23 protein-coding genes and 1 tRNA gene are annotated in these 24,404 nt (G+C 55.3%); 12 read left to right on the top strand and 12 right to left on the bottom strand.

Features of this window, described 5'->3' with window-relative positions:
- The first annotated feature begins 109 nt into the window (after nt 1-109).
- From B3527_RS01790 to B3527_RS01810, 5 genes are all read left to right on the top strand, one after another.
- The gene (locus B3527_RS01790; RefSeq protein WP_290479480.1) at nt 110-1,657 is read left to right on the top strand and encodes an acyl-CoA synthetase; all 1,548 of its coding nucleotides are present in this window, start codon (nt 110-112) and stop codon (nt 1,655-1,657) included.
- Nucleotides 1,658-1,714: 57 nt separating this feature from the next.
- The gene (locus B3527_RS01795; protein ID WP_290479481.1) at nt 1,715-2,860 is read left to right on the top strand and encodes an aminotransferase class V-fold PLP-dependent enzyme; all 1,146 of its coding nucleotides are present in this window, start codon (nt 1,715-1,717) and stop codon (nt 2,858-2,860) included.
- 110 nt (nt 2,861-2,970) lie between these two features.
- Nucleotides 2,971-3,426, top strand: a complete 456-nt coding sequence (locus tag B3527_RS01800) for a MaoC family dehydratase (RefSeq protein ID WP_034815688.1) — start codon at nt 2,971-2,973, stop codon at nt 3,424-3,426.
- A 147-nt stretch (nt 3,427-3,573) separates the two neighbouring features.
- Nucleotides 3,574-3,984, top strand: coding sequence for a peptide-methionine (R)-S-oxide reductase MsrB (gene msrB, locus B3527_RS01805; protein ID WP_206993219.1), 411 nt, complete (start codon nt 3,574-3,576; stop codon nt 3,982-3,984).
- Between the two features lie 58 nt (nt 3,985-4,042).
- On the top strand, nt 4,043-6,286 hold the full coding sequence (locus tag B3527_RS01810) for a S9 family peptidase (RefSeq protein ID WP_290479482.1): 2,244 nt from the start codon (nt 4,043-4,045) through the stop codon (nt 6,284-6,286).
- A gap of 61 nt (nt 6,287-6,347) precedes the next feature.
- On the opposite strand, the gene B3527_RS01815 is transcribed toward B3527_RS01810, so the two are convergent.
- From B3527_RS01815 to B3527_RS01840, 6 genes are all read right to left on the bottom strand, one after another.
- A tRNA-Pro gene (locus tag B3527_RS01815) sits at nt 6,348-6,424 on the bottom strand.
- 53 nt (nt 6,425-6,477) lie between these two features.
- The gene (locus B3527_RS01820) at nt 6,478-6,942 is read right to left on the bottom strand and encodes a MerR family transcriptional regulator (protein WP_290479483.1); all 465 of its coding nucleotides are present in this window, start codon (nt 6,940-6,942) and stop codon (nt 6,478-6,480) included.
- Nucleotides 6,943-6,958: 16 nt separating this feature from the next.
- On the bottom strand, nt 6,959-7,252 hold the full coding sequence (locus B3527_RS01825; RefSeq protein ID WP_034815398.1) for an integration host factor subunit alpha: 294 nt from the start codon (nt 7,250-7,252) through the stop codon (nt 6,959-6,961).
- Between the two features lie 103 nt (nt 7,253-7,355).
- On the bottom strand, nt 7,356-8,327 hold the full coding sequence (locus tag B3527_RS01830) for a beta-ketoacyl-ACP synthase III (protein WP_206990538.1): 972 nt from the start codon (nt 8,325-8,327) through the stop codon (nt 7,356-7,358).
- A 23-nt stretch (nt 8,328-8,350) separates the two neighbouring features.
- Nucleotides 8,351-9,376, bottom strand: coding sequence for a phosphate acyltransferase PlsX (gene plsX, locus B3527_RS01835; protein ID WP_290479484.1), 1,026 nt, complete (start codon nt 9,374-9,376; stop codon nt 8,351-8,353).
- A 92-nt stretch (nt 9,377-9,468) separates the two neighbouring features.
- Nucleotides 9,469-9,960 carry a ubiquinol-cytochrome C chaperone family protein gene (locus B3527_RS01840; RefSeq protein WP_290481841.1) on the bottom strand — a complete coding sequence of 164 codons (492 nt, stop codon included), beginning with the start codon at nt 9,958-9,960 and terminating at the stop codon, nt 9,469-9,471.
- A gap of 135 nt (nt 9,961-10,095) precedes the next feature.
- On the opposite strand from B3527_RS01840, the gene B3527_RS01845 reads away from it, so the two are divergent.
- Nucleotides 10,096-10,572 (top strand): outer membrane protein assembly factor BamE, encoded by a 477-nt coding sequence (locus B3527_RS01845; RefSeq protein WP_034815402.1) that lies wholly within the window; start codon nt 10,096-10,098, stop codon nt 10,570-10,572.
- 240 nt (nt 10,573-10,812) lie between these two features.
- Nucleotides 10,813-11,007: a hypothetical protein gene (locus B3527_RS01850; RefSeq protein ID WP_206990540.1), complete on the top strand. Its 195-nt coding sequence runs from the start codon at nt 10,813-10,815 to the stop codon at nt 11,005-11,007.
- A gap of 12 nt (nt 11,008-11,019) precedes the next feature.
- Here B3527_RS01850 and B3527_RS01855 read toward each other — a convergent pair whose 3' ends face one another.
- Nucleotides 11,020-11,205, bottom strand: a complete 186-nt coding sequence (locus B3527_RS01855) for a NepR family anti-sigma factor (RefSeq protein WP_290479485.1) — start codon at nt 11,203-11,205, stop codon at nt 11,020-11,022.
- 275 nt (nt 11,206-11,480) lie between these two features.
- On the opposite strand from B3527_RS01855, the gene B3527_RS01860 reads away from it, so the two are divergent.
- On the top strand, nt 11,481-12,347 hold the full coding sequence (locus tag B3527_RS01860) for an alpha/beta fold hydrolase (protein ID WP_206990541.1): 867 nt from the start codon (nt 11,481-11,483) through the stop codon (nt 12,345-12,347).
- A 75-nt stretch (nt 12,348-12,422) separates the two neighbouring features.
- On the top strand, nt 12,423-13,163 hold the full coding sequence (locus B3527_RS01865) for an SDR family NAD(P)-dependent oxidoreductase (RefSeq protein WP_034815410.1): 741 nt from the start codon (nt 12,423-12,425) through the stop codon (nt 13,161-13,163).
- On the opposite strand, the gene B3527_RS01870 is transcribed toward B3527_RS01865, so the two are convergent.
- Together B3527_RS01870 and B3527_RS01875 are read right to left on the bottom strand one after the other, a co-directional pair.
- Nucleotides 13,160-14,326 (bottom strand): CaiB/BaiF CoA transferase family protein, encoded by a 1,167-nt coding sequence (locus B3527_RS01870; RefSeq protein ID WP_290479486.1) that lies wholly within the window; start codon nt 14,324-14,326, stop codon nt 13,160-13,162. The two genes, B3527_RS01865 and B3527_RS01870, sit on opposite strands and share 4 nt — an antisense overlap.
- 145 nt (nt 14,327-14,471) lie before the next feature.
- The gene (locus B3527_RS01875; protein WP_290479487.1) at nt 14,472-15,659 is read right to left on the bottom strand and encodes a glycosyltransferase family 2 protein; all 1,188 of its coding nucleotides are present in this window, start codon (nt 15,657-15,659) and stop codon (nt 14,472-14,474) included.
- A 193-nt stretch (nt 15,660-15,852) separates the two neighbouring features.
- Here B3527_RS01875 and B3527_RS01880 point away from each other — a divergent pair, with 193 nt between their 5' ends.
- The gene (locus B3527_RS01880; protein ID WP_290479488.1) at nt 15,853-16,899 is read left to right on the top strand and encodes a glycosyltransferase family 2 protein; all 1,047 of its coding nucleotides are present in this window, start codon (nt 15,853-15,855) and stop codon (nt 16,897-16,899) included.
- Here the strand turns inward: B3527_RS01880 and B3527_RS01885 are convergent.
- Complete coding sequence (locus tag B3527_RS01885; RefSeq protein WP_290479489.1) at nt 16,864-17,943, bottom strand: D-2-hydroxyacid dehydrogenase; 1,080 nt, start codon at nt 17,941-17,943, stop codon at nt 16,864-16,866. The genes B3527_RS01880 and B3527_RS01885 overlap by 36 nt on opposite strands.
- A gap of 247 nt (nt 17,944-18,190) precedes the next feature.
- On the opposite strand from B3527_RS01885, the gene B3527_RS01890 reads away from it, so the two are divergent.
- The gene (locus B3527_RS01890; protein WP_290479490.1) at nt 18,191-20,665 is read left to right on the top strand and encodes a TonB-dependent siderophore receptor; all 2,475 of its coding nucleotides are present in this window, start codon (nt 18,191-18,193) and stop codon (nt 20,663-20,665) included.
- A gap of 278 nt (nt 20,666-20,943) precedes the next feature.
- Nucleotides 20,944-21,981 (top strand): LacI family DNA-binding transcriptional regulator, encoded by a 1,038-nt coding sequence (locus tag B3527_RS01895; protein WP_290479491.1) that lies wholly within the window; start codon nt 20,944-20,946, stop codon nt 21,979-21,981.
- 1 nt (nt 21,982) lies between these two features.
- On the opposite strand, the gene B3527_RS01900 is transcribed toward B3527_RS01895, so the two are convergent.
- Nucleotides 21,983-22,963 carry a hypothetical protein gene (locus tag B3527_RS01900; RefSeq protein WP_290479492.1) on the bottom strand — a complete coding sequence of 327 codons (981 nt, stop codon included), beginning with the start codon at nt 22,961-22,963 and terminating at the stop codon, nt 21,983-21,985.
- Between the two features lie 126 nt (nt 22,964-23,089).
- The gene (locus B3527_RS01905; protein ID WP_206990549.1) at nt 23,090-24,340 is read right to left on the bottom strand and encodes an MFS transporter; all 1,251 of its coding nucleotides are present in this window, start codon (nt 24,338-24,340) and stop codon (nt 23,090-23,092) included.
- Nucleotides 24,341-24,404: the final 64 nt, after the last annotated feature.

Here is a 24,404-nt window from a genome sequence, read left to right on the forward strand (position 1 = left end):
ACCCGGCTGACGCGACGTTGCCCGTGGACGAATGCGAATGTCCCGCTAGAAACGCCTCCAGACCGTCGAGCGCGCTCACCAGAAGCGCCGCCGATATCAGGAGGAAAACATGCATCCCTGCCACCACGCGAAGACCCATCCTGACAAGGCCGCCTATATCATGGCTGCCTCCGGAGAAACCGTAACCTTCAAACAACTGGATGAGCGGTCGAACCAGATAGCGCACGCATTTCGCGACGCCGGCCTGAAACCCGGTGATACGATTGCGCTTTTCGCAGAGAATTCGGCACGCTATTTCGAGATTTGCTGGGCCGCTCAACGCTCAGGCCTGTATTTTGTGTGCGTGTCTTCACGCCTGACGGCGCCCGAAGTTAAATACATTATCGAGGATTCCGGCAGCTCCCTCCTGATCGCCAGCGCCGGAAAAGGCGACGTTGCAAAACAAGCGAAACAACTGGTCGCCATTGATCAGTTCTGGTCCATTGATGGTGACATCGAAGGCTTCCAGCGGTTGGAGACGCATCAATCGGCCTTTCCAGTGACGCCCATCGCGGACGAGATGGCCGGTACGGACATGCTGTATTCCTCCGGGACAACGGGAAGACCGAAAGGCATTCGTCCGCCACTCGAGCGGGATATGCCTATCGATGCTGACAATGTCCTGCTTCAGATTACACGAGGAATGGCAGCTGCAGGACCAGACAGCGTCTATCTTTCGCCAGCTCCACTCTATCATGCTGCCCCGCTCCGCTGGTGCATGACGTTCACACGCCTTGGCGCCACGCTGGTGGTGATGGAAAAGTTCGATCCAGAAGCCTTTCTCGATTGCGTGCAGGCTCACAAGACGACCCATGTTCAGATGGTCCCAACCATGTTCGTGAAGCTTCTGAAACTTCCGGAGGACGTCCGAAAATCCTATGACGTCGCAAGCCTGCAATTCGTGATTCACGCAGCCGCGCCGTGTCCAATCCCTGTAAAAGAGCAGATGATCGAATGGTGGGGACCGATCATCGACGAGTACTATGCAGGTTCGGAAGGCAACGGCATGACATGGGCCAAAAGCGCCGAATGGCTCGAGCACAAAGGTACAGTCGGGCGCGCAATTTTCGGCGAACTTCATGTGTGCGATGAAAACGGGGATGAAGTGCCGGTTGGCAGTGAAGGCCAGATTTACTTCGGCGGCACCACCCCACCAAATTATCATAATGATCCTGAGAAAAATGCCTCGGCACTTAATCCCAAACACCCTGACTGGTCGTCTCTCGGCGATGTTGGCAAAGTCGACGAAGATGGTTTCCTGTACCTGACCGACCGCAAGGCCTTCATGATCATATCGGGCGGCGTGAACATCTATCCGCAAGAAGCGGAGAATGTCCTGATCACTCACCCCAAGGTCGCCGACGTGGCAGTCATAGGGGTGCCCGACGAAGAATTCGGAGAATCTGTAAAGGCCATCGTCCAGCCAATGCCGGGGATAGTCCCATCTGATGAGCTTGCCGCGGAACTGCTTGAATTCTGCCGAGGCGAGCTATCAAAGATCAAATGCCCGAAAAGTCTGGATTTCGACCTCGAGCTGCCCCGGCATCCGACCGGAAAACTGTATAAGCGACTGATCCGTGACCGTTATTGGGGCAAGAAAGAAAGTCGCATCGTTTAGGCTGAGCAGAATATGGAGGCGCTTCCCCTCATTTTTCTTTCACGCTAGGGAAGAAATATGAGCGTCATTCCAAACCAGCGCCATTTGTTCGATATCCCGGACGATGTTGCCTATTTCAACACAGCAACGATGGGACCGATGACGACAGCCTCGGTCGAAGCCGGTAAAGCCGGACTGGCCCGTAAGCTGCGGCCTTGGTCTATTCAGGACACAGACTTCTTTGCGGATACTGCGCGCCTCCGTCCCCTACTGGCCCAATTAATCCATGCTGACACCGACGGCATCGCCTTTGTCCCATCTGTGAGTTACGCGCTAGCCACGGCTGCCGCCAACATAAGCTTGGCAGAAGGTCAGGAAATTCTTGTCCTGGAGGACCAGTTTCCCTCGAATGTTTACGTGTGGCGCGCCTTGGCGGAGTCTACCGGCGCCCAACTGAAAACCATCACCCGCACGGGCAGTTCGACTCTGTCCGACTGTCTTCTCAACGAAATCGGGCCCAATACCGGACTTGTGGCTTGCGCTCATATTCGCTGGACCGACGGTGCATTGGTCGATGTCGCGACGGTCGGCAAAAAATGCCGGGATTATGGGGCCGCCTTCGTGCTGGACCTGACCCAAAGCTGCGGTGCACTGGATTTCAATACGCAAAATGTTCAACCCGACTTCGTGGCAGTCGCCGGTTACAAATGGCTGCTCGGTCCCTATGCGACCGGCTTCCTATATGCGGCCCCAAAGCATAGATCGGGCCGTCCATTGGAGCAGAATTGGATCACCCGGAAAGGCGCCTCCAATTTCGCGAGGTTGATTGACTATTCTGACGAATTCGGAGCCGGGGCCGAACGGTTTGACATGGGGGAGCGTTCGAATTTCGCGCTACTTCCAGCCTTCGAAAGCGCCGTTCGCACAATTCTGGATTGGGGCGTCGAAAACGTGGAGCGCACGCTTCGCACCCGCAATGCCGACCTGTCGCAAAGGCTCAATTCAGTTGGAGTGTTGTGCCCTCCAGAGGCCGAGCGCGGCCCCCACTATCTCTGCCCCTTACTGCCGGACTCTGCGCCCGAAGACCTGACGGCACGCCTGAAGGCCGAAGGAATTTTTGTGTCTCGCCGAGGCGACCGATTGCGCATCACTCAGCACCTCTTCACGAATGACAAAGACACCAACCGGCTCGTGGAACGCCTCGCCTATTTCCTCCGATCCTGAGCAGCTCAGCCGGTACCTGCTCTGCTACAATCTGCACTTGCCGCTCGGTCAAGCTTGCCGAGACGTCAATCGCACGCCAAAACAGGGAAAATTTCTAATTGGAGGAAAACATGGCGGACCCACGCACAGTTGCATATGACGATCTCGAATCCCTGGCTGGCCAGGAAGTCGGCGTGTCCGATTGGCACACAATTGATCAGGATCGCGTCAATATGTTTGCCGAAGCCACGGGCGATCATCAGTGGATCCATGTGGATGTCGAACGCGCCACGAAGGAACTCGGCAGCCCCATAGCGCACGGCTTCCTGACCCTGTCGCTGCTGCCAATGCTGGGCTCTGAAGTCCTGCGCGTCTCCGGCACGACACGCGGCATCAATTACGGCTCCGACAAGGTCCGGTTCACGAATATGGTACCGGTCGGCTCCAAGGTGCGCCTGCGCCAGAAATGCCTGTCGGTTGAGCCGAAGGCTGGCGGCAAGCAGATGAAGATGGAGGCCACGGTGGAAATCGAAGGCCAGGAGCGCCCCGCGCTGGTCGCAGAATCCATTACGGTTCTGTACGGCTAGTTTCAACGCCCATTCCCAAACCATTCAAGGGATCGCTCTCCGGCGATCCCTTTTTCTTTGCCGCTTTCCCTCCAGATTACATCACCTATCATGGTGTGATGCTCCGAACCGCCTATATGATACGCGAACACTCTCATGGAGCTCATGATGACAAAAACCAGGATTCAGCGGTCCGACCGCGAATGGCGCGAAATACTGACTGAAGAGGAATATCGCGTCGGTATCAAAGAGGGTACCGAGCGTGCCTTCACGCCCGGCAATCACAATGACGAACACCGCGAGGGACTCTTTTACTGCAAGGGGTGCGATACGCCGCTCTGGTCGTCTGAGCACAAATTCGAGTCTGGAACGGGATGGCCGAGTTTCTGGCAGCCAGCAAGCGAAGGCGTGGTTGCGACCAAGACCGACTTCAAGATGATCTTGCCGCGCACTGAATGCCATTGTGCAATCTGCGGCATGCATCAGGGACACGTTTTCAAGGATGGGCCGCCGCCCACCGGAGAACGTTGGTGCATCAACGGCGTCGTTCTTGAGTTCAAACCGACCAAACAGGCCTAGACACGATCAGAAGCAGCTGGTCCTATCGAGGCTTGCTCACAGCTTCGGAGTCTTTGATATGCGCCTCCTTCCCCTTTTCATGATCAGCGCTGCCGCGATGGCGCTTACGACCGGATGCACCATGACTGAAACACCTTCCCCAGATCTGACCCAGGCCGACACCTCATCGCCGAATGCGCAAGCGGCGGCGCCCCTCACATCGCCAGTTGCCCCGCGTATTGATCATGAAATCACGCAGGTTGGGCGGACCCGCAACGATCCCTATCACTGGATGAAGGATGAGAACTGGCAAGAGGTCATGCGCGACCCAAGCGTCTTGCGCCAGGATATCCGCGACTATCTCGAAGCGGAAAACGCTTTCACAAAGGCAGCACTTGAGACTCCAACCACTGCTCTGCGCGATGAACTTTTCAAGGAAATGCGAGGACGCATCAAGGAAGACGACAGCTCGGTTCCCGAGATTGACGGTCCTTACGCATACTACACCCGCTACCGTGAGGGTGGCGAGTATCCGATTATAGCCAGAAAACCTGCCGAAAAGGCCTTTGACCCCGATGCTGAAGAAACCATCCTATTGGACGGGGACGCACTTGGAAAGGAAGAAGACTATTTCTCATTCGGCGGTATTGATACCTCACCGGACCACAGTCTGATCGCTTATGCGACGGATACGCAAGGCAGTGAGTTTTATACAATTCGTCTAAAGAGTATCGAAACTGGCGAAGATCAAGGCGTTGGCATTGAAAACGCCTATGGACCGTTTGAATGGAGCGCCGATGGCAAGCGGATTTACTGGATCCATCGCGACGAAAACGCGAGACCGGATTCAGTTTGGCAGAGAGATCTCGAAACTGGCGAAGACACTCTGATCTACAAGGAAAGCGATCCGGGAGTCTTTCTCAGCATCAACAAGAGTGCGAGCGAAGAAGTTATTTTCATTGGAGCGTCCAGTCACACGACATCGGAGGTTTACTGGTTTCCCGCCGACGAGGCAGACCCGGCGCCCCGAATTATCGCGCCGCGCCAAACCGACAATGAGTATAATGTCGTCCACTGGGACGGTCAGTTCTACATCTATACCAATCTCGACGGCGCCGTGGACTTCAAATTGATGCGTGCCCCGATGGAGTCGACCAGTCGCGATGCATGGGAAGAAGTAGTTCCGCACCGTCCGGGCACCTTGATCTTGGGAATACAACCCCAAAAGGACTTTCTCGCCATCATGGAGCGCGAGAACAGCCTGCCACAGATCGTTATTCGGGCGCGTGAGGACGGCTCCAGCCACAGGATCAATTTCGAGGAAGCGGCATATTCGCTGGGCCTCGATAGCGGATATGATTTTGCGACGCCAATCCTGCGATTTGAATATTCGTCTCCAACGACTCCGGACCAGGTATTCGACTATGATCTGAACACACACGAACGCACGCTTCGCAAGACGCAGGAAGTGCCATCGGGCCACAAACCAGAAGATTATATTGCCGAGCGATTGATGGCGCCGTCATGGGACGGAGTGGAGGTGCCGATCACGCTACTGCGCCACAAATCAACTCCCGTTGATGGCTCGGCGCCCATGTTGCTGTATGGATATGGATCATACGGAATCACCTACCCAGCTGATTTCCGCACCAGCCGACTCAGCCTTGTCGACCGCGGCGTGATCTATGCGATTGTGCATCCTCGCGGCAGCATGTCCAAGGGGTATCAATGGTATCTCGACGGCAAGCTCGAAAAGAAATCAAACACGTTCAAGGATTTCATCGCGGCCGGACATTATCTCGTCGATCAAAACTACACGTCTGAAGGCAACATCGTTGCCTATGGCGGATCTGCCGGAGGACTTCTCATGGGCGCGGTCGCAAACATGGACCCGGAACTGTTTGGCGGCATTATCGCAGCCGTACCATTTGTCGATGTTGTGAATACCATGTCTGACGAAAGCCTGCCGCTGACGCCGCCGGAATGGCCGGAATGGGGCAACCCACTTACGTCCGCCGAAGATTACGACACGATCATGGCCTATAGCCCATATGACAATGTAGCCGACAAGCCATATCCGCCCATGCTCATCACTGGCGGCCTGTCGGACCCGCGTGTCACCTATTGGGAGCCCACAAAATGGGCTGCACGCCTGCGCCACGATGCGCCCGATGCTGGCCCTTACTTTCTGCGCATCGAGATGGAAGGCGGCCATGGCGGTGCATCCGGTCGCTTCGAAGGCCTGAAGGATATCGCGCTCGATTATGCCTTCGCTCTTGCGGCCATGGGCAAAGTTGATGGTGTGGATTTTAAAGAAGAATAGTCCGGCCCGGATGCCGCCACTTCACGCCCAATTCAATCTCCGGATTGGATTGGGCGGTGAATGGTCGGAGCGATAGGATTCGAACCTACGACCCCTCGCCCCCCAGGCGAGTGCGCTACCGGGCTGCGCCACGCTCCGACACCGGCGGCTTGTACCCAAGCCGCCAATATTCCGCAATGTCTTATGTGGGTTCAGGCTGCGCGAGTCTGGCGAACCGCGTCGAGCCGGGCTTTCAGATCTTTCAGTTCGACCAATGTATCCTGAAGGCGTTCTCTGGGATCGCCTGATACTTCAGCTGCCACATCAGCCCGGAACGCGTCTGCCACGCTTTTCTGAAGCTCGCGCGCCGGGCTCGTGCCGAGCGTTGCTGCTCCGGAGAGGACCGCTGGGACACCCTGCTCGGCAAGCAATGCCTTGGCACCTTTGAGCGTCATTCCTTTTTCGTGCACGAGAGTCTGGATGGCCCGAAGCGCATCCAGGTCCTGCGGACGGAACATGCGGCGACCATCGGCGCGCTTGATCGGACGGACATCCTTGGTGAATTTGGTTTCCCAATATCGGATCACATGTGTCTCGAGCCCAAGTTCGCCTGCAGCCTCGCCAATCGAACGGAATGCCTGAGCTGATTTGGTGACGCGGGCTCGGTTTGCCGACATGAGGGATCCTTCCTGACTATTTGTGGTCCACCAATGATTTCAACATTGGTGAAGGGCGGAAGGTGACGACGCGGCGCGCGGCGATGACAGCTTCCTGCCCGGTTTTCGGGTTGCGGCCTTCCCGTGGCGCTTTTGATCGCACCACAAAATTACCGAAGCGAGAGAGCTTGACCTCATCCTGAGTTTCCAGAGCCGACCCGATCAATTCCAGCGTTCTGTCCAACAAGTCCGAAGACTCTTGGCGAGTCACACCGACTTCGCGGACGATGGCATCCGTGACTTCTGCCCTGGTGACGGTCTGATTGCTCATGGGATTCTCCCGCTCTGGTTAATGGTTAAACGCGTTTCGTTAACGGATCCCTAGCGAAACCGTTGCGTCAGTTCTTTGATAATGCTGATTTTTGAGGATCAGGCTAGAGGCGGAAAAGGCTCGCACCCCAGGAAAATCCACCGCCCATTGCTTCCGAAAGAATCAAGTCGCCCGGTTTAGCGCGGCCCGTGCGAACGGCATGATCCAGCGCGAGCGGAATGGACGCTGCAGATGTGTTGGCGTGCTGGTCGACCGTGATGATGACCTTTTCGTCATCAATCTTCATCCGTTTCGCCACGGCGTCGAGAATGCGCTTATTGGCTTGATGAGGAACAAACCAGTCAATCTGCTCAGAGCTCAGACCAGTTTCATCCAGCACGGCCTGGATCGCCGAGGAGATGTTGGCGACAGCATGGCGGAATACCCTGTTTCCTTCCATACGCACGTGACCGATCGTTCCCGTCGAGCTTACACCACCATCTACATAGAGCAGATCGGATTTCGTACCATCGGTCCGTATATGATGTGTGATTATCCCGGCATCATCAGCGCCAGTCCACTCCTCAGCTTGCAGCACGACCGCACCGCCGCCGTCGCCGAAAAGAACGCAAGTTCCCCGATCTGACCAATCCAGAATCCGCGTGAAGGTTTCGGCTCCAATCACGAGCGCGGAATTGAACAGGCCCTGCTTAAGCATGGAATCGGCGGTCGCGAGCGCGAACAGGAAACCTGAGCAGACCGCCTGAACGTCAAAAGCTGCGCCATGATCCATGCCGAGCTTGGCCTGAACAGCGGTGGCAGTCGCGGGGAATGTCTGATCGGGCGTGGTGGTGGCCAACACGATCAGGTCTATATCGCTCGCTTGAAGGCCTGCAGCCTCTAGCGCACGTTTCGCCGCTGCGGCCGCGATGTCGGACGTGACTTCGCCGTCAGCCGCAATATGTCGACGTCGAATTCCGGTGCGCTCCACGATCCAGTCGTCGGTCGTCTCGACCATTTTCGACAGGTCCTCATTTGTCAGGACCTTCTCTGGCAGATAGCTGCCGGTTCCACGGATAAAACTGCGCCGCGCCATGTCTTGCCTATCAATAGGACGGCCTATTCGGCCGCCATACCTTTCGTTCTGATTTTCTCGAGATTGGCCGCAACCTCATCCCTGAAGTGACTTGCCGCGAGATCTGCTGCCAACTCGCAAGCCCTGGCAAAGCCTCGACTGTCTGTGCCGCCATGACTTTTGACTGATACGCCGCCCAAGCCCAATAGCACACCGCCATTTACATTGCTTGGGTTCATCTGCTCTCGCAGACCTTTCAAACCACCCATGGCGAGCAATGCGCCGACCTTGGACAGGACGCTGCTTGTCAGCGCTTCACGCACGCGTGTTCCCAACATTCGGGCAACGCCTTCACCAGCCTTGAGCGCGACATTTCCGGTAAAACCATCAGTCACGATGACGTCGACGGTACCCGATGAAATGTCATCGCCTTCGATAAAGCCATGGTAGGCAAGGTCGAGCCCGGAATTGCGCAACCATTCGTGCGCCTCACGGATCTCGTCATGCCCCTTCATCTCCTCGGAGCCGATATTGAGGATACCTATGGTCGGCTTCTCGATGCCAAGAATGGCGCGTGCATAAGCTTCGCCCATAATCGCGAAGGTAACGAGTTGTGCCGCGTCTGCTTCAAGGTTCGCGCCGACATCCAACACGACGCTCCGCCCCCGAAGAGTCGGCCACGCCGCGGTCATTGCCGGACGGTGCACGCCATCCATCTTGCGCAGGACCAGCATGGAGATCGCCATCAAGGCACCCGTATTGCCCGCCGAAACTGCAGCGCTCGCGTGGCCATCTTTAACGTCATGAATAGCATTCCACATCGAGGATCCCTTGCCGCGCCGAAGGGCCTGGCTGGGTTTCATGTCGCTGGTCACATGAAGATCGGTGTGAACGATTTCGATACGCTCCGACGGTTTGGACAGGAGCGGCTTCAGCTGAGCTTCGTCACCATGCAGACGCACGGAGGCATCCGGACGCGCCGCAAGAAAGAGCTCTGCGCCCGCGACCGTCACATCGGGGGCCTGGTCGCCCCCCATTGCGTCAATTGCCAGTATTAGGCCTTGGGCCATTGGGCTTCCGTGCTCCACCAGTTCGTTCGGGATACTTTTCGGTGTTTACGGCGCGCCTCTGTCATTGGCAACGCCGCGGATGTGAACGATGGCTAATCTTGACCCGGCAGCTGCCAGGACAATTTGCCGGCGAGCACATCGTCGTCCGCTGCAGCGGCAAAGCACGTCGCGTTGTGTAACAAAAAGGCCGCAAGCAGGGGTTCCCGGCCCGGTTCGCTTATCCCGTTTCGTTTGGCACATTCAGACACGGTTTGATGGATCTCTGAATGAGGAACGCTCAAGGCCTCCATCAAGGCCTTGCCGAGACCATAGTGCAGCTCCGCCAGTTTTCGCACTTTGCGAGAAATAGACGAATCACCGACCCCCAATTCGCGGAACGCTGCGTCAAATCCATCCAGCGCCAGACGATTCACATGTTCGGCGATCTTTCGTGCGCGGGCCGAGTCGATGTGCTTCAAACGCCGTATGACCAATGTGGCGTTTGCCGTAATCATCGCAGCACGGCCCTCGAATGTGTCCCGCGCCGCCCCTTGCTCGTACAATACCGGCTGCAGCGCGGCGGCGGCGAGGTCTGTGTACAGCATGTGGGCTGAGGCCTGGACCGTGCCCCCCCACCCACTCCAGAGATTGCGAAACCCGACCACACCTGCACTCCTTCGCTTGCCAAGACCTGCCACCAACAGCTAGGTCTTTCAGAACGATTTAACAGGAGTAGTCCTATGTCGCGATGTGCGATACTGGCACTGTCACTACTGGCTCTGCCCCTTACAGCTTGCTTGACGCCATCGCGCGATTATCACGGCTATGTGGCGGACGAAGCTCAGCCGCGCGAAATGAAGCCAGGCGAAGATACTCGCTCCAGCGTGTTGGCCCAACTTGGGTCGCCCTCCACCACCAGCATCTTTGACGAGAACACCTGGATCTACATGTCCGAACTTCAGGAGCGCATTGCGTATCTGAACCCGAAGGTGAAAACTCGCAGCGTTGTCGCCATACGCTTTGGTGAAGACGACAAAGTAGAAGAAGTCGTCGAATATGATCAGGATGCTGGCCAGATCGTGAATTATGCGTCGCGTGAAACGCCAACTCGCGGCCGAGAGCTTGGCTTCTGGGAGCAGATCTTCGGTACGATCGGCGCAGTTCAGCTGCCACGCACCAATGAAGCCACGCCGGACAATCCGACCGGTCGTCGTTAGGGTACTGGCCTCTTGGCTCCATAGCAAAAGATGCAGCCCATATAGGGACCGCTCTATCTCGCGTGGAGTGAATTATAGAAAAGTAACTCGCTTCTTGGCGGATTTCGGGGTAGTCTTGGCTTATTCCGTCACGATTTGGCGAAAGGCGCCGCGATAGACGTTCCAGCCTCAGACGGAAAAGGTGTGTAGTTGTGTGGAATTTCGGTTCCGAACGAACAACCTTGAAGCAGGAGGATGGTGATGGTCTGGAGACTACCTCTCTTAAACAGGACCTTGAAGTCGCTGCAAAAATCGAGTGAGCAGTCATCAACACAAATGTTGGCGACGGACGATATCCAAAAGCGCTATGAAGCGGTCAAGTGCTTGGCCAAGCAGCGTTTGGATCGTGCAGACAGGCTGATTTTCGAGGAAGATATCCCTCAACAATTTGGCTGAGGCCAAGCGTCTTCAGTCCTTGCGCTTAGTCTGTTTTGATTCCTGAGCACGCAGCTCATCCAAAAGATCCAACATGGATTGTGGGCACGGCTCCGCGAGAACTTCCGCATAGGCTTCGCGCAATGCCGCTCCAAGTTTGGCGGCACGCTTGATGCGTGCGACATCGTGTTCACTTAGATGCTTAGCGACCGCTTTCACGCTGCCCCTCCCAGTGCGCTCCCCAGATTCCGATCATCCATTCTGACCATAATCACGCCAAAAAAATATATGGTGGAAGCTTTAATATGCTCTTACCATTCTCCCTTTAGGCGAAAAATATTCTCGAGCCTTGCCTGTGTATCACCCATGCATTGCTGTCACCACATCTGTCCTTGCTTGGCGAAAAAGCTGTTTCACTCGTTTAGCCGTCGCCAGAGGCGCATGCCGCTACGGAGAGACTGGACAAGCTTGGCGAGGCCCGAAACTATAGCCAGATGATACATGGACCAACCTCCCAAACCTATATTTCGCAACGCCTTCGTCTTCACTATGTGGATTGGGGCAATGAAACCGCTCCGCCTTTGATTCTCTTGCATGGCGGACGAGACCACTGCCGTAGCTGGGACTGGGTTGCCCAGGAACTTCGCAAGGATTGGCATGTTATCGCCCCCGACTTGCGAGGGCATGGTGATAGCGCTTGGTCGGCCGATGGCGAATATTCTGCGCGGGCCTGCCTGTACGATTTTGCTCAACTCATCCATCAAAAAAAACTCGCACCGGTTACGATTGTTGCCCACTCCTACGGCGGCAACATCGCGTTGCGGTATTCCGGGATCTATCCAGACAATGTACGCAAATTGGTGGCCATTGAGGGTCTGGGCCCCTCCCCCAAAATGCTGAAAGAGCGGTTTGGACGCCCGATCGGCGAGCGCATGCGCGAGTGGATCGATTCCAAGCGCGGCATGGCCGGGCGGACGCCGAAAAAGTATGGCAGCCTCGAAGAAGCATACACGCGCATGAAGGATGAAAACAGCTATCTCAATGACGAGCAGGCGCGACACCTGACCCTGCACGGGATCAGCCAGAATGAAGATGGCACATGGTCGTGGAAATTCGACAACTATTTTCGCACGTTCCCGCCCTACGACATGGCGCAGGAAGATGTGGAGCAGTTGTGGGGAGAGATCACTTGTCCGACCTTGCTGCTCTATGGAGAAAAAAGCTGGGCTTCGAACCCCGCAGAGGATGGCCGGATCGAGAAGTTCAACACGGCGACCGTCAAACTCTACAAGGATGCCGGTCATTGGTTGCACCATGACAAGTTCGAACAATTCATGGGCGACTTGAAGGCGTTTCTCTGATCGACTGCCCCGAGGACAGTGCTGGCGCGCAGGCGCAACTGCACTAAGCTCTCCAAAAATACTGGAGGGATAGCCATGAACGATCCACTACTGAATTTCGAAGGCAAGGTGGCCCTGATTACCGGCGGCAGTCGCGGACTGGGATACCAGATGGCAAAAGCGCTTGCTGCACGCGGCGCAGATATCATCATAGCCAGCCGCAAAGTGGATGCCTGTGAAGCGGTGGCTGAAGAGGTTCGGGCAATGGGACAGCGTGCTCTCGCCGTAGGTGCGCATTGCGGGAAATGGGACGAGATCGATAAGCTGATCGAAGCGGCATACGCCGAATTCGGGCGCGTCGACATTTTGATAAACAATGCCGGCATGGGGCCGCGTATGCCGAGCCATGAGATGCCCGAAAGTCTGTATGACAGTGTGCTGAACTTGAACCTGAAAGGACCCTATCGTCTGGCCAGCATCATCGGCCAGAAGATGAAAACGCAGGGCTCTGGCAGCATTCTCAACATCTCTTCGATTGCCTCCCTCCAGCCACTGGCCCAAGTCGTTCCTTACAGCGCGGCCAAGGCTGGTCTCAACGCGATGACGATTGGCATGGCCAAGGAGTATGCGCCGCACGTTCGTGTAAACTGTATCTGCGCAGGCCCTTTCCTGACCGATATTGCGGACGCATGGACCGACGAAGCCCGCCAAACAGCGGATAACGCCCTCCGTCGCCCCGGACGCCCCGAAGAAATCGTATCGGCTGCCCTTTACCTATTGAGCGACGCGGCCAGTTTCTCCACCGGATCCGTGATCTCGGTAGATGGCGGGACCTAGTCGATCCCCAATCCCAACTCGGACAATACGAGCTCCGTATGTTCGCCAATTCTTGGCGCCGGAGCGATTTCTCGCTGCTGCGTGCCTCGAAAAATGACGGGTGGCTGCGTTTCCCAATAATGACCTTCCGTCGGGTGCTCGCGTCGTTGAAAGAAGCCTGTCGCCACAAGATGCGGGTCTGATTGCAGATCCGGGAAATCGTTCACTCGGGCCGCCGGAATATCTGCTTTTCCCAACGCGTCAATCCAATACTCCGTCGTCTGCTTGCCGAAATATTCCTGCACGCGCGACATCATGTAGTCCTGGTTGAAAAACCGCCCCTTGCGATCGGCGATGCGTTCGTCTTGCAATTCTTCCGGGGCACCCATGACATCGAACAGTTTGATCCAGCGCGCGTCAACATAAGGTGCAATCACGATCCAGCCATTCGACGTCTTGAGCGGCTGGCGTGAAGGGTCGACCTGACGCTGATACAGGAATGGTCCGACCGGTGGATCGAACTCAGCCTCGTAGAAATGCTCCTCCAAGAGGAAGTGGGTCACGCATTCGAACATGGGAACTTCGACATGAACTGCCTCGCCCGTGCGGTCGCGATGGTGAAGTGCCGCAAGCGTTGCATACATTGCATGCATTCCGGAAACCTTGTCGGCGAAGGCGGTGGGAATAAAGCGCGGTCGCTCGTTTCCGTCGACCTTTGGCAAGAGCATGGTTGCGCCGGACAGGCCCTGAATCAGGTCATCATAGGCAGGGCGACCTGCATAGGGACCATCCGATCCGAAGCCCAGGCAATGGACATAGACAATGTCGGGCTTGATTGCACGGACTTCTTCGAAAGTCAGGCCGAGGCGCGTAACCGCATCTGGGCGAATATTGTGGATGAAGACATCGCTCTGCTGGATCAGCTTCCTTATGGCCGCCTTACCGGGTTCAGATTTCAAGTCCCAGACGACGGAGCGCTTACCTCGATTAATCGTCAAATGGCATGGTCCCATGCTACGATTGTTCGCAGGCTTGCCAACATTGCGAAAATCATCCCCTCCCTTTGGCTCTACCTTTACGACATCCGCGCCCATGTCGGCCAAGGTCTGCGTGCAATAAGGACCGAAAATGACTGTGGTCATGTCCGCAATCTTGATGTCCGACAGAAGGTTAGTGCCTGGCATGTTGCGCATCCTCCAAATTTAGTCTTGCTGCGATTGGCGAGCCGCAGATGCTTCCAAGGCAATTAGACGGGGTGTCGTTAGGACAGACAAGCCGGATCAGCGTTGTTTCCACGCATAAATAACCGGTACGAGGATCTGCCGTTTTTCAGATTGCGCTGGCTAGTCGAGAGACTCCGGTTCGGACCCCCAATCGCACACCTGTCAGGCGCCAAAAAAGCCCCCAGTACGCTCGGGCGCGCTTGAAATCACGTTCCGAAAGTTGGATGCGAATTCGATAGGTGAGCAACCCCGCAATCCGTGACAAGGCTTCATTTCGGTCTTCCAATGGAGCCAAGACATCCCTGACCCGGTCCATCCATTCCGGATGCTCTACCAGTTCATCAAGACCATAACGGCATCCAAGCATGCCGCTCAGGATATGGCCTTCCAATGGATTGAGAGGAGTAACTCGGTCAGCCTTCACGGCGCCGTGGAGTGCCTCTATCGCACTGGGCCAAAGCTTCTTGCGCGCCGCGATTACCGCCTTCTGAAACAGCGCCCGGCGGGCACTGAATGGATCACCCTGGCCACCACTCAGTTCATCTAGCGAAAGTGTGGGCAATATTCGCTCCATTAAGCCAGTGTCCGCGGCACACCAACGGGCATATCGTGTATCGGCGGCATAGCGGATATCGCTCGGGCCGCGTGGGCCCTCATGTTGCCGCTGGAACAGAGTCACCGCGTCGACACGACGGGCTTCATAACGGCGCGCGAGTTCTATCAGCACCGCATAATCCTCCGACACCGTTATATGCTCAGGCAACGGACCGATAGCGTCGTAGCAAGATTTCCTTACGAGCAAGCATGGCTGGCCGGTGATGAAACAATCCTCGAGCACATGTAGAAAGAATGATCGTCCATCTTCTGGCGGATAGGGGAACGTCTTTACATACTCGGTCCGACCGGTGCTCGCGTCCAGGGAGAATTTCTGCAACGCACCATACGAGATGTTTGTGTCCGAACACTCCAGAAATGGTGTGATCAGGTTCTCTAGCGCATCCGCTGGTGCGATATCGTCATCATCCATGATCCAGATGAGGTCGCCGCTTGCGCAGGTGAGTCCGACGTTCAGAGCTGAAAGTTTCCCGCCATTCGCCTTCTCCAAATACCTGACTTGCCGCTCATACGCTGCCACCACACGATCCGTGTGGTCGGTAGAACCGTCGTCAACGACAATGATTTCTTCAATGGGCCAAGTCTGCGCCAACAAACTATTGATACTTTCCGCAATCAGATGAGCCCGATTAAAGGTCGGAAGGATTACGGTTACGGATGGCGGGGCAACAGACGTCATGTGGATGCTTGGAACTCAATGGCATGCAAGAGGAAGATAATAGGGACAGCGCAATATTCGAGCCAAAGAAATTGATGTTCTTCCAGATTTCGGTATGAAAATCGCATGGGATGCTATTGTTTTTCCAGTCACTTCCCCATGACTCAACGTATTTGAACTTCGTTTTTCTCGAAAAGAAAGCAAATTCGTACAAATGAACAACGAAATCACGCCCCCACAAATTGCCCGTGTAACGATTGTCGTTTCACCGAGAGAGCGTTTCGAACAGGCTGAGATGTCATTGAGTTCCTGCTTTGACATGACCGATACGCCATTCCAAATGGTCTATATTGACGGTGGTTCGCCGCGAGACATCGCACATGTTCTGAAGACTGAAGTGGAAACGCGGGGACACACTTACATCCGGCGGGACGGGTTCCTGACGCCCAATGACGCTCGCAACACCGCGCTGCCATTAATTAACACCGAGTACATAGCATTCATCGACAATGATGTTGTTTTTCAGCCCGGGTGGCTGGACACTCTGATCCAATGTGCAGATGAAACCGGCGCAGGACTGGTAACCCCCACTATTCTGGTTGGACCAGCGGCCAGAATGCCGGACCTCAGCATTCATCATGCGGGCGGCATTCTCGATATTGACGAGGGTGAGAATGGCAAAACCATCCACCGTCGTCATGGTTTCGAACACCAACCTTATCTGTCCACCAAGAACGACCTCGTTCGGCAGGAAACAGGTTGCACCGAATTTCATGTTGTCCTGGCCCGCACGGAAATGATCCGGGAAATAGGGCCTTTTGATCCGAACCTTGTTGGGTTCACCGATGAAATAGACATGGCGCTGATGGCGCGCAAAAAAGGCTGGAAGATCTTTTACGAACCGGAGTCGGTCGTGGCCTACGCAGTCGGCAAAAAGCTGACTTGGCGAGATCGACCCTATTTTTGCGTTCGCTGGAGTCGTGCGCGCGTTATGCGCGCCGAGAGATATTTCTACGATAAATGGGGGCTGTCGCATGACTTCGAGCGGCAAGAGAATTTTTTGCGCGATCACAAGCGTCACGCTTTCCCGTTCAAAAAACTTCAAAGACTGGCCGGATGGCGAATAACCGTAACGGCAACCGCTTTGGTCTGTGAGGCTGTTTCTGCCTGGGCGTCTCGGCGCCTTATCAAACCGGATCAGTCACCATCTGTGCCTCTACCCCAATTAGCCAATCCAACGCCCGATTCTGTTCCAGGCTGACAACAGACGGTGGCGACCGCGAAACCGCTTTAACTCAGGGGTTAGCGAGAACACGTCTTCTTTCGAGAAGCTGTGAAGCAGGTCTTCTCCCTTCAAGTACCGGGCGTAGTTTTCCTCGACCATATCCAGCGTGCGGGAAGTTCGGTCAGGCATTTGCGGTGTGAAATGCGGCGTGATCATTATGTTTGGCGCTGACCAAAGCCGATGCCACGGAGGAAGCGGCTCATAGGGGTCTGTTACGTCCAGTCCCGCGCCTGCCAAGTGTCCGGACTCCAATGCCGAGATCATTGCCCCCTCATCGACAAGCTGTGCACGCGCAACATTGATCAAATAGCTTCCCGGCGCCATCGCAGCAATTTCACGCGCCCCCAGCATTCGATAACTGTGGTCATTGAGCGACGCACACATCACCACGAAATCCGAATCCCGCACAGCATCCAACAAGCTATCCCCGCGCGTAGCGCTATACATTTGCACACCGGGGACTTTGGCCGGAATATCTTTCCGCCGATATGCCCTGATATTCATTTCAAAGCTCTGGCACTGACGGGCAAGGCACTCTCCTGTCGCCCCATAGCCTATGATGGATATGTTCCGGCCATTTAGCCCGCGTAAGGTATCCTGATCCCGGATGCCCCAGACGCGGCGCCGCTGGGCGCGCGCAAGGGTCGATGCCCTGTACACCAGCGAGAGCATGAAGAAGACAGCGTGTTCGGCGAGCACCGGACCAGACCGGCCCTTCGAAGAAGTCACAACAAGATCGCTGTCACTCAGCCTCTGTGGTGCATAACCATCGAGGCCAGACTGGTCGCAATGCACCCATTTCAGCTTGGGCGCAGCAAGATAGCGATCATCCATCACGCCATCAATCAGGGCGACTTCGCAAGTCTGGAGAGCTGTGTCGATGGCGACTTGATCCTCTCGCTCGACGAAAACCAGTTCAGCAGGCGCAAAGATATCTTCAAGGCGTTCGCGATGTTTCGCGGACCATGGAAGTCGTGCCATGATCTTTGGTTTGGACTCCAGGAGTTTGCGTGTTGTCATGACTAACTTCCAAGGATGGGCAATTGCACCGATGCGAAATTCTGCTGTAAACTGAAAAGAGCAAGAAGTGCGCCGTTTCTCTTCAACTATCGTCTCATTCGCACTCTTCCCTTGGTGAACCCATTACAATCGATTGTATTTATGTATTGCAATCGATTGTATTTTGATATTATGAAGAGCCAACCGGGACGTGCCGGTCTAGAAATCGACTGGTGCACACACCAGCAGTGATAGGGAGGAAAAAGTCATGTCGATTGTTCGCAATACACTTTTGCTTAGTGCTGGCGCATTTGCCCTGGCGAATGGCACCGCGTTCACTCAAGAAACTTTGAGTGCAACTGAGGCAGAGGCTCGACAACAAACCATCATCGTGACCGGCATCATAAAGGCAGGCGGTCAAAACCGACTCGACAGTTCCATATCTGTCAGCAGTCTAAATCAAGACGAGCTGATGAAGACTGCCCCGCGCAGCACCGCAGAAATCTTTCGCGCCCTGCCCGGCATTCGTGCCGAAAGTTCCGCCGGCGGCGGTAACTCCAATATAGCGGTCCGAGGAATGCCGCTATCCACAGGTGGGGCAAAGTATGTGAGCCTTCAGGAAGACGGGCTGCCGATACTGTTGTTCGGAGATTTCGACTTCGCGCCTGCCGATGGCTTCTACAAAGTGGACGGTACACTTGACCGCGTTGAGTCGGTTCGGGGCGGTACGGCCTCCACGCTGACCACAAACGGCCCTGGCGGCATCATCAACTTCATTTCCAAAACTGGAAGCACAGAAGGTGGTTCGATCGCACTCAGCACGGGACTCGATCATGATGATTACCGGGCAGAATTCGAGTATGGGGGCGCGCTGACTGACACTGTCTACTTCCATGTTGGAGGCCATTGGCAACAAGGTGGAGACTATCGTGATCTTGGCTTTGATGCGGTCAGTGGCGGTCAAATTCGCGCCAGCCTCACCAAGGAATTCGAGAACGGCTTCATACGCGTGAACTCGAAGTGGTTGGACAAAGCCGACGCGACATACATGCCACAAGCTGCTGGTCTGTCTGGTGATGAAGTCACCGACAGCATCGCTGGCTTCTCAGCGACGAATGACAGCCTGCACAGCCCCTACATTCGGAATGGACGCGATGTTGATGGCAACAATACCGTCAACAATTACGACCTTGCAGATGGCATCCGCACACAAATCAAGTCTCTAGGTGTTGAGGCAAACTTCGATATTGGTGCAGGAATAAATCTGGACGCCAAGGCCCGTTACCAAGACATCTCAGGCTATTTCAACGCTCCTTTCACGCACTTTGTGGGCGATGCCGATACTGTTCTGGCATCCACTTATGGCGGCGCGTCAGGGAGCTTCTTCAACGGTCCCGGCGCGGGCAATCCGGTGACCTCCGCATCGCTGGCGGCCGCAACGGGCAACCCCTACGTTTCGGAAGTTGCCTACTTCAACACCGACCTCGACGATATGAGCAATTTTGCGAGCGAGTTGCGCGCCTCCAAATCTCTGGCCTTTGAAGGCTCTTCATTGGACCTGACGGCCGGGTACTTCTTCATGAATCAGAAATTCGTTCAGGATTGGCACTGGAATCGGTTCCTGACATCAACTGACACCAATGCGGCTTTGATCGACGTGAATGGCTTCACCGACAATGGAATTCTTGGCTACAACCAAGCTTTCGGTTGGACGGGCACCAACCGCAATTATGACCTCGAATATCAGGCCCGCGCACCTTTTGTGGCAGGAAGTTGGGCACTTGATAACGGTCTGACGATTGACGGTTCAGTACGCTTCGACACGATAGAGCAAACCGGGACACGCACCGAAGGCGCTGGCGGCGCATTTGATGTAGATGGCGACGGCATTATTGACGCCCCGGAAATGATGGTATCGCTCAATACTGGCCAAGGTGGCATCGCCAACTTCGAGGTAGACCACACCTCCTTCACTCTCGGCGCGAACTATCTGGTTTCAGATACACTCTCCGTATTCGGACGCTACAGCGACGGTGCAGCCTTCAATGGCGAGCGGCAATTGTTCAATTCGCTAAATGCAGGTGGCGGACTCGTCCCTGGTGGTGAAGAGACATATGTCGATGAGACGGAACAATTCGAAGCAGGTGTGAAATGGCAAGAATCCAGTGACGCCATTCCGGGACAGCTTGACCTCTATGTCACCTATTTCAATGCAGAGACAAAAGAGGATAATTACGAAATCACGACCATGACGGCGCTGGGCAATACCTATGTCTCGCAGGGTATCGAAACTGAATTCAAATATGGTTATGGCGGCCTGGACTTGTCAGGATCGGTGACCTTCACTGATGCCGAAATAGACGATAGCGATACCGCGCCTGCCAATATCGGAAACACGCCGCGCCGTCAGGCAGATTGGATCTGGTCCCTTACACCAAGTTACACGATCGACGGTCTGGGGCGCATCGGAGTGAACTTTACCGGCACCACGGACACTTATGTTGATGATGACAACGTCTATGTGATGCCCGGCGCAACGATTACAAATTTCTTCGCTGATTGGGACATCTCCGAACAGGCTACCTTGTCAGTTGGCGTGAACAACGTGTTCGACGAAGTCCTGTTCACAGAAGCCGAGAACGGCCGAGTGTTCGACACCGATGGCGATGGTGCTGCAGATGTCATCGTTGCCCGCTCGATCAACGGCACCTCCGCGACTGCAACTCTCAGATACCGCTTCTGATTGCCTCCTGCATTGTAGCTGAGAAAGCCAGTCCTTTTCGGAGCCTGCCATTCACACTGGCAGGCTCCCATCTTTTCAGGAGGAAGTGCTAGCCACGCCCACAGTTACTTCTGCAAGATCACATAATTTCGAGGTCTCGCTATTCCCTTTGTGACTCAGCTTGATTTATAATGGATAATTCGCCCTGTGTGCGGGACACATCGGTCCTTATATGCCCGTTTAATCGGCAATTCAGGCCGCAGACAACAAGACGTCATGACGAGAGGAATTCAGGCGACATGAGCGAGCACGCAAGCAAGTCGCACCGAAAGATGACTATGGCAGAGCTTGCCAAGTTGGCCGAGGTTGATGTCTCGACGGTTTCGCGCGCTCTGAACGATAGTCCGTTGGTGAAGGAAAAGACCAAGCGTCTGATCCTCGATATCGCGGCCGAGACCGGCTATGCAGTCAATGCCTCCGCGCGAAATCTTAGGCGCCAATCGTCCGAGGCAATCGGAATAGTCATCCCGCTACGACCGGAATCTGGCCAGACTATCTCAGACCCCTTCTATCTGGAAATGGTTGGAGCGGTCAGTCAGGCCGCCTCAAGAAATGGCTATGACCTGATCGTGAGTATTCCACGTGAAGACGAAACGATCGCGGAACGCCGCCTTCTGCAGACGGGTAAAGCCGATGGCCTGATCGTGATCGGCCAGGCAGGCATGTCGCAACGGCTTGAAGAGCTAGGACCCCTGGGTCGCAAAGTCGTCGTCTGGGGTGGCAACGCTGGTCACCTAAACTACACACTTGTCGGAAGTGACAATGTCGAAGGCGGTCGACTTGCGGGTGACCATCTTCTTTCGATTGCTCGAAAACGTATATTGTTCCTGGGGCCGGGTCGCCTTCCTGAGGTCCAGCTGCGATACAATGGATTTCTCAAGGCACATGACGAACGTGGCGTACGCTGGGACGATACGTTGACTCTGGACATTGAATTCGGCGCGAAAAATGCGTTCGAGGAAGTTCTTCAATTTTTGGATTCGGGCAAGAAATTTGATGCCATCTTTGCCGCCTCTGATGTTTTGGCAATGTCCGCTTTGCTGGCGCTCAACGCACGCGGCATTTCTGTGCCAGATGATGTAGCTGTAGTCGGTTACGACAATATTGCACAAGCTGGTATGGCAACCCCGTCACTCACGACAATTGACCAGAACATAGCCCGTGGCGGCGAACTGATGGTGGAAAAACTACTCGCTCAACTGGCCGGTGAGACTGCCAAGTCGGAGTTAACGCCCACGCAGCTGATCGTTCGTGAATCAAGCGGTGGATCGCGCTAGGCTACGCTGCTGGACCAGACACCGAAGTCAGAGAAACATTTCGCACTGGCGGAAAACTCAGCTGCTTCTCCGGGCCCGCTTGCTCAGTGAACGGACCGAGTACGCTCAACGTACCCGCCACAAGATCATGGTCCACAAGACTACATCCGAACATGCCATCAAGGCCTGTCAGCACGCTACCAGACACCAACGCTGACTCCCATTGCCCATCCAATGATGCTGATGTGTACAGTCTTTGCTGAAACTCAACTTCGCTATCAGGCTGGCCTTCATATTGGCGATTACAGGCTGATACGAGGAGTAGCCAGAGATCCGATGCTTTGTCGTGATAGAGTTTCGGGACTTCAGACTGAGTATACTCGGCTGCGTCGGGCAGTTCGATCGGAGGCAGCAACTCCGTCATCGAGACGCCAGCCGGCCCTTCCGTGAGTCGCGCGCGCGCTATGGCAGGCCTCGTTGGTCCGATCTTGGCAGACCAGAAGGCATTGAGTTCGTCATTGTGATCCCGCACCAGGAACGGATCGCGCCAAGCCATTATGGGACCGCCCTCTTCTCCAGCCCGGTCACCCAGTCTATCCAGTGGCCCCAGATAAAACCCCAGGCGGGTGATCTGGTCATAGTCGCGCAGGGGACAACTGATCGAGGCAGCAGGCACAGTGGTCATGGCATCCGGTGTTGGGCCTGCCCCTACACAAATAGTCTGGAGGAAAGTTCGCGCCGGGGAGATGTTACGGACCCCGGTATATCCGAAGAGGGTTTGGCCCGTTTTTCCCATGATGACAGAACCACTCCACACGTTGAACGCATCTGCGCCATCGGACGCGCCGCCGGGCTGGATCGCCACACCTTGATCGCGCCACGAGAGACCATTGTCGGCTGAACGGAAATGCCGAATATGAAAGGAATGGTCGTTGCGCTGCGGCGGCAGGATTGCTGATCCATCGAAGTCCGTCCGACTGAGCGCCAGACAGTATAGATGCAAGTGCCCTTCCCCCGACTGAATCGTCCAAGAGTCCCACAACCAAAGATCTGGATGACGAATGTCTCCCGAAAAGGATAGCTCGCATGGATCAGGGATCGGCGCTGTACGGCGACTCATAAACTATCCTCAGGAATATTCCGACTGGTCTGCAGCCTTGAGAGCGGCCGCTGCAGGGTTTGCAATCCAGTTCACAAGCCCCATCACGAACAATAAGCCTGCAAAGCCTGTCGCGAGGACGAAGCCAATCCGCATGTCGCCTCCGCCAAACATATCACTGGCCACCGCCATCAGCAGAGGCGCAAAAGCCGCCGACGCGGCGGTAAAAAACAGGATCAGTCCTGCGACTGCGCCATGATCACTCTTTGGAAAACAGCTGATGCCCTTGGAGTTCAGAGTCGGATAGATCATCGACATGAACAGGCCCGATAGCGGCAGCAGGAAAACCGCCGCAGATTTACCGATCAGCGCACTTGCGAGGAAACAGCCAAAAATGATCGCGGTGAACGCCATCATTACCAACTTCCAGTCAACGATGCGGAGAATCCAAGCCCCAAGAAACCGTCCGACAGCACGCAATACAAAGAAAATCATCACCGCATATGCCGCAAACATCATGGCGGTGTTGGTTCCGGTGAACCCTTCGAGAAAGGTTGGCAGCCAAACAAAGATAGCGACTTCGCAGGCGACATAGAGGGCGATGGCCATGGAAAAACCAAGCGCGTGCGCATTACCCAAAAGTGACAGCGTGTGTCGTACCGACGCTGGCGTCTCCTTCTCACCGGTAATAGGTGGATACTCTGTCACCAGCGCAGCGATGATCATCAGCGCGCACAAACATGCGGCAATCATGTACAGCCAGGTCCAGGACAAGCCCTGTCCCGTCAGCCACACTACCAGCAATGGGCCGATGATGGCCCCGACGCCGAAGAAGCCCTCGACGGCGTTCATGCGTGACGTGTGATCATCCGTGGAATTCGCGAGGTCTCCAACCAACGCCAATGCGGAGGTCTTGAACACTCCGATGGCGAGGCCAGAAATGAAGAGCAGTGTAAAGTAGAGCTGAAAGGACTGGCCTGTCATGAAAAGTGCGCTGGCGACGCCATACATTGCCAAACCACCTATGATCGTCTTCTTGCGTCCGAAGCGATCCGCGAGAAAGCCCAGACCGATCCCGCTCATGGCAATCGCAATCATTGTTGCCCAATGAAACGCGCTCGCCTCAGTATTGGAAAGATTCATGTCCACACGCGCGATCTTGATGATCTCGCCGACCGCATCGGTCGTCATGGCGAACATAAAGAACATCGCGTAAGTGAGTGCGGAAACGAGCGCTACAGAGACGCCCTTTTTGCCAGACCCTACTTGTGTTCTTGTCATCTTGTTGTCTCCTCCGCGATTGTGATAACAAAAATACAATCGATTGCAAATGAATATTCGAAGT

It is taken from the genome of Hyphomonas sp. UBA4505 (genome assembly GCF_002388685.1).
GTDB lineage: Bacteria > Pseudomonadota > Alphaproteobacteria > Caulobacterales > Hyphomonadaceae > Hyphomonas.

Coding starts and splice junctions, on each gene's coding strand:
- B3527_RS01790 (WP_290479480.1), top strand. CDS start 110: ATGCATCCCTGCCACCACGCGAAGACCCATCCTGACAAGGCCGCCTAT.
- B3527_RS01795 (WP_290479481.1), top strand. CDS start 1,715: ATGAGCGTCATTCCAAACCAGCGCCATTTGTTCGATATCCCGGACGAT.
- B3527_RS01800 (WP_034815688.1), top strand. CDS start 2,971: ATGGCGGACCCACGCACAGTTGCATATGACGATCTCGAATCCCTGGCT.
- msrB (WP_206993219.1), top strand. CDS start 3,574: ATGACAAAAACCAGGATTCAGCGGTCCGACCGCGAATGGCGCGAAATA.
- B3527_RS01810 (WP_290479482.1), top strand. CDS start 4,043: ATGCGCCTCCTTCCCCTTTTCATGATCAGCGCTGCCGCGATGGCGCTT.
- B3527_RS01820 (WP_290479483.1), bottom strand. CDS start 6,942: ATGTCGGCAAACCGAGCCCGCGTCACCAAATCAGCTCAGGCATTCCGT.
- B3527_RS01825 (WP_034815398.1), bottom strand. CDS start 7,252: ATGAGCAATCAGACCGTCACCAGGGCAGAAGTCACGGATGCCATCGTC.
- B3527_RS01830 (WP_206990538.1), bottom strand. CDS start 8,327: ATGGCGCGGCGCAGTTTTATCCGTGGAACCGGCAGCTATCTGCCAGAG.
- plsX (WP_290479484.1), bottom strand. CDS start 9,376: ATGGCCCAAGGCCTAATACTGGCAATTGACGCAATGGGGGGCGACCAG.
- B3527_RS01840 (WP_290481841.1), bottom strand. CDS start 9,960: ATGCTGTACACAGACCTCGCCGCCGCCGCGCTGCAGCCGGTATTGTAC.
- B3527_RS01845 (WP_034815402.1), top strand. CDS start 10,096: ATGTCGCGATGTGCGATACTGGCACTGTCACTACTGGCTCTGCCCCTT.
- B3527_RS01850 (WP_206990540.1), top strand. CDS start 10,813: ATGGTCTGGAGACTACCTCTCTTAAACAGGACCTTGAAGTCGCTGCAA.
- B3527_RS01860 (WP_206990541.1), top strand. CDS start 11,481: ATGATACATGGACCAACCTCCCAAACCTATATTTCGCAACGCCTTCGT.
- B3527_RS01865 (WP_034815410.1), top strand. CDS start 12,423: ATGAACGATCCACTACTGAATTTCGAAGGCAAGGTGGCCCTGATTACC.
- B3527_RS01870 (WP_290479486.1), bottom strand. CDS start 14,326: ATGCCAGGCACTAACCTTCTGTCGGACATCAAGATTGCGGACATGACC.
- B3527_RS01875 (WP_290479487.1), bottom strand. CDS start 15,659: ATGACGTCTGTTGCCCCGCCATCCGTAACCGTAATCCTTCCGACCTTT.
- B3527_RS01880 (WP_290479488.1), top strand. CDS start 15,853: ATGAACAACGAAATCACGCCCCCACAAATTGCCCGTGTAACGATTGTC.
- B3527_RS01885 (WP_290479489.1), bottom strand. CDS start 17,943: ATGACAACACGCAAACTCCTGGAGTCCAAACCAAAGATCATGGCACGA.
- B3527_RS01890 (WP_290479490.1), top strand. CDS start 18,191: ATGTCGATTGTTCGCAATACACTTTTGCTTAGTGCTGGCGCATTTGCC.
- B3527_RS01895 (WP_290479491.1), top strand. CDS start 20,944: ATGAGCGAGCACGCAAGCAAGTCGCACCGAAAGATGACTATGGCAGAG.
- B3527_RS01905 (WP_206990549.1), bottom strand. CDS start 24,340: ATGACAAGAACACAAGTAGGGTCTGGCAAAAAGGGCGTCTCTGTAGCG.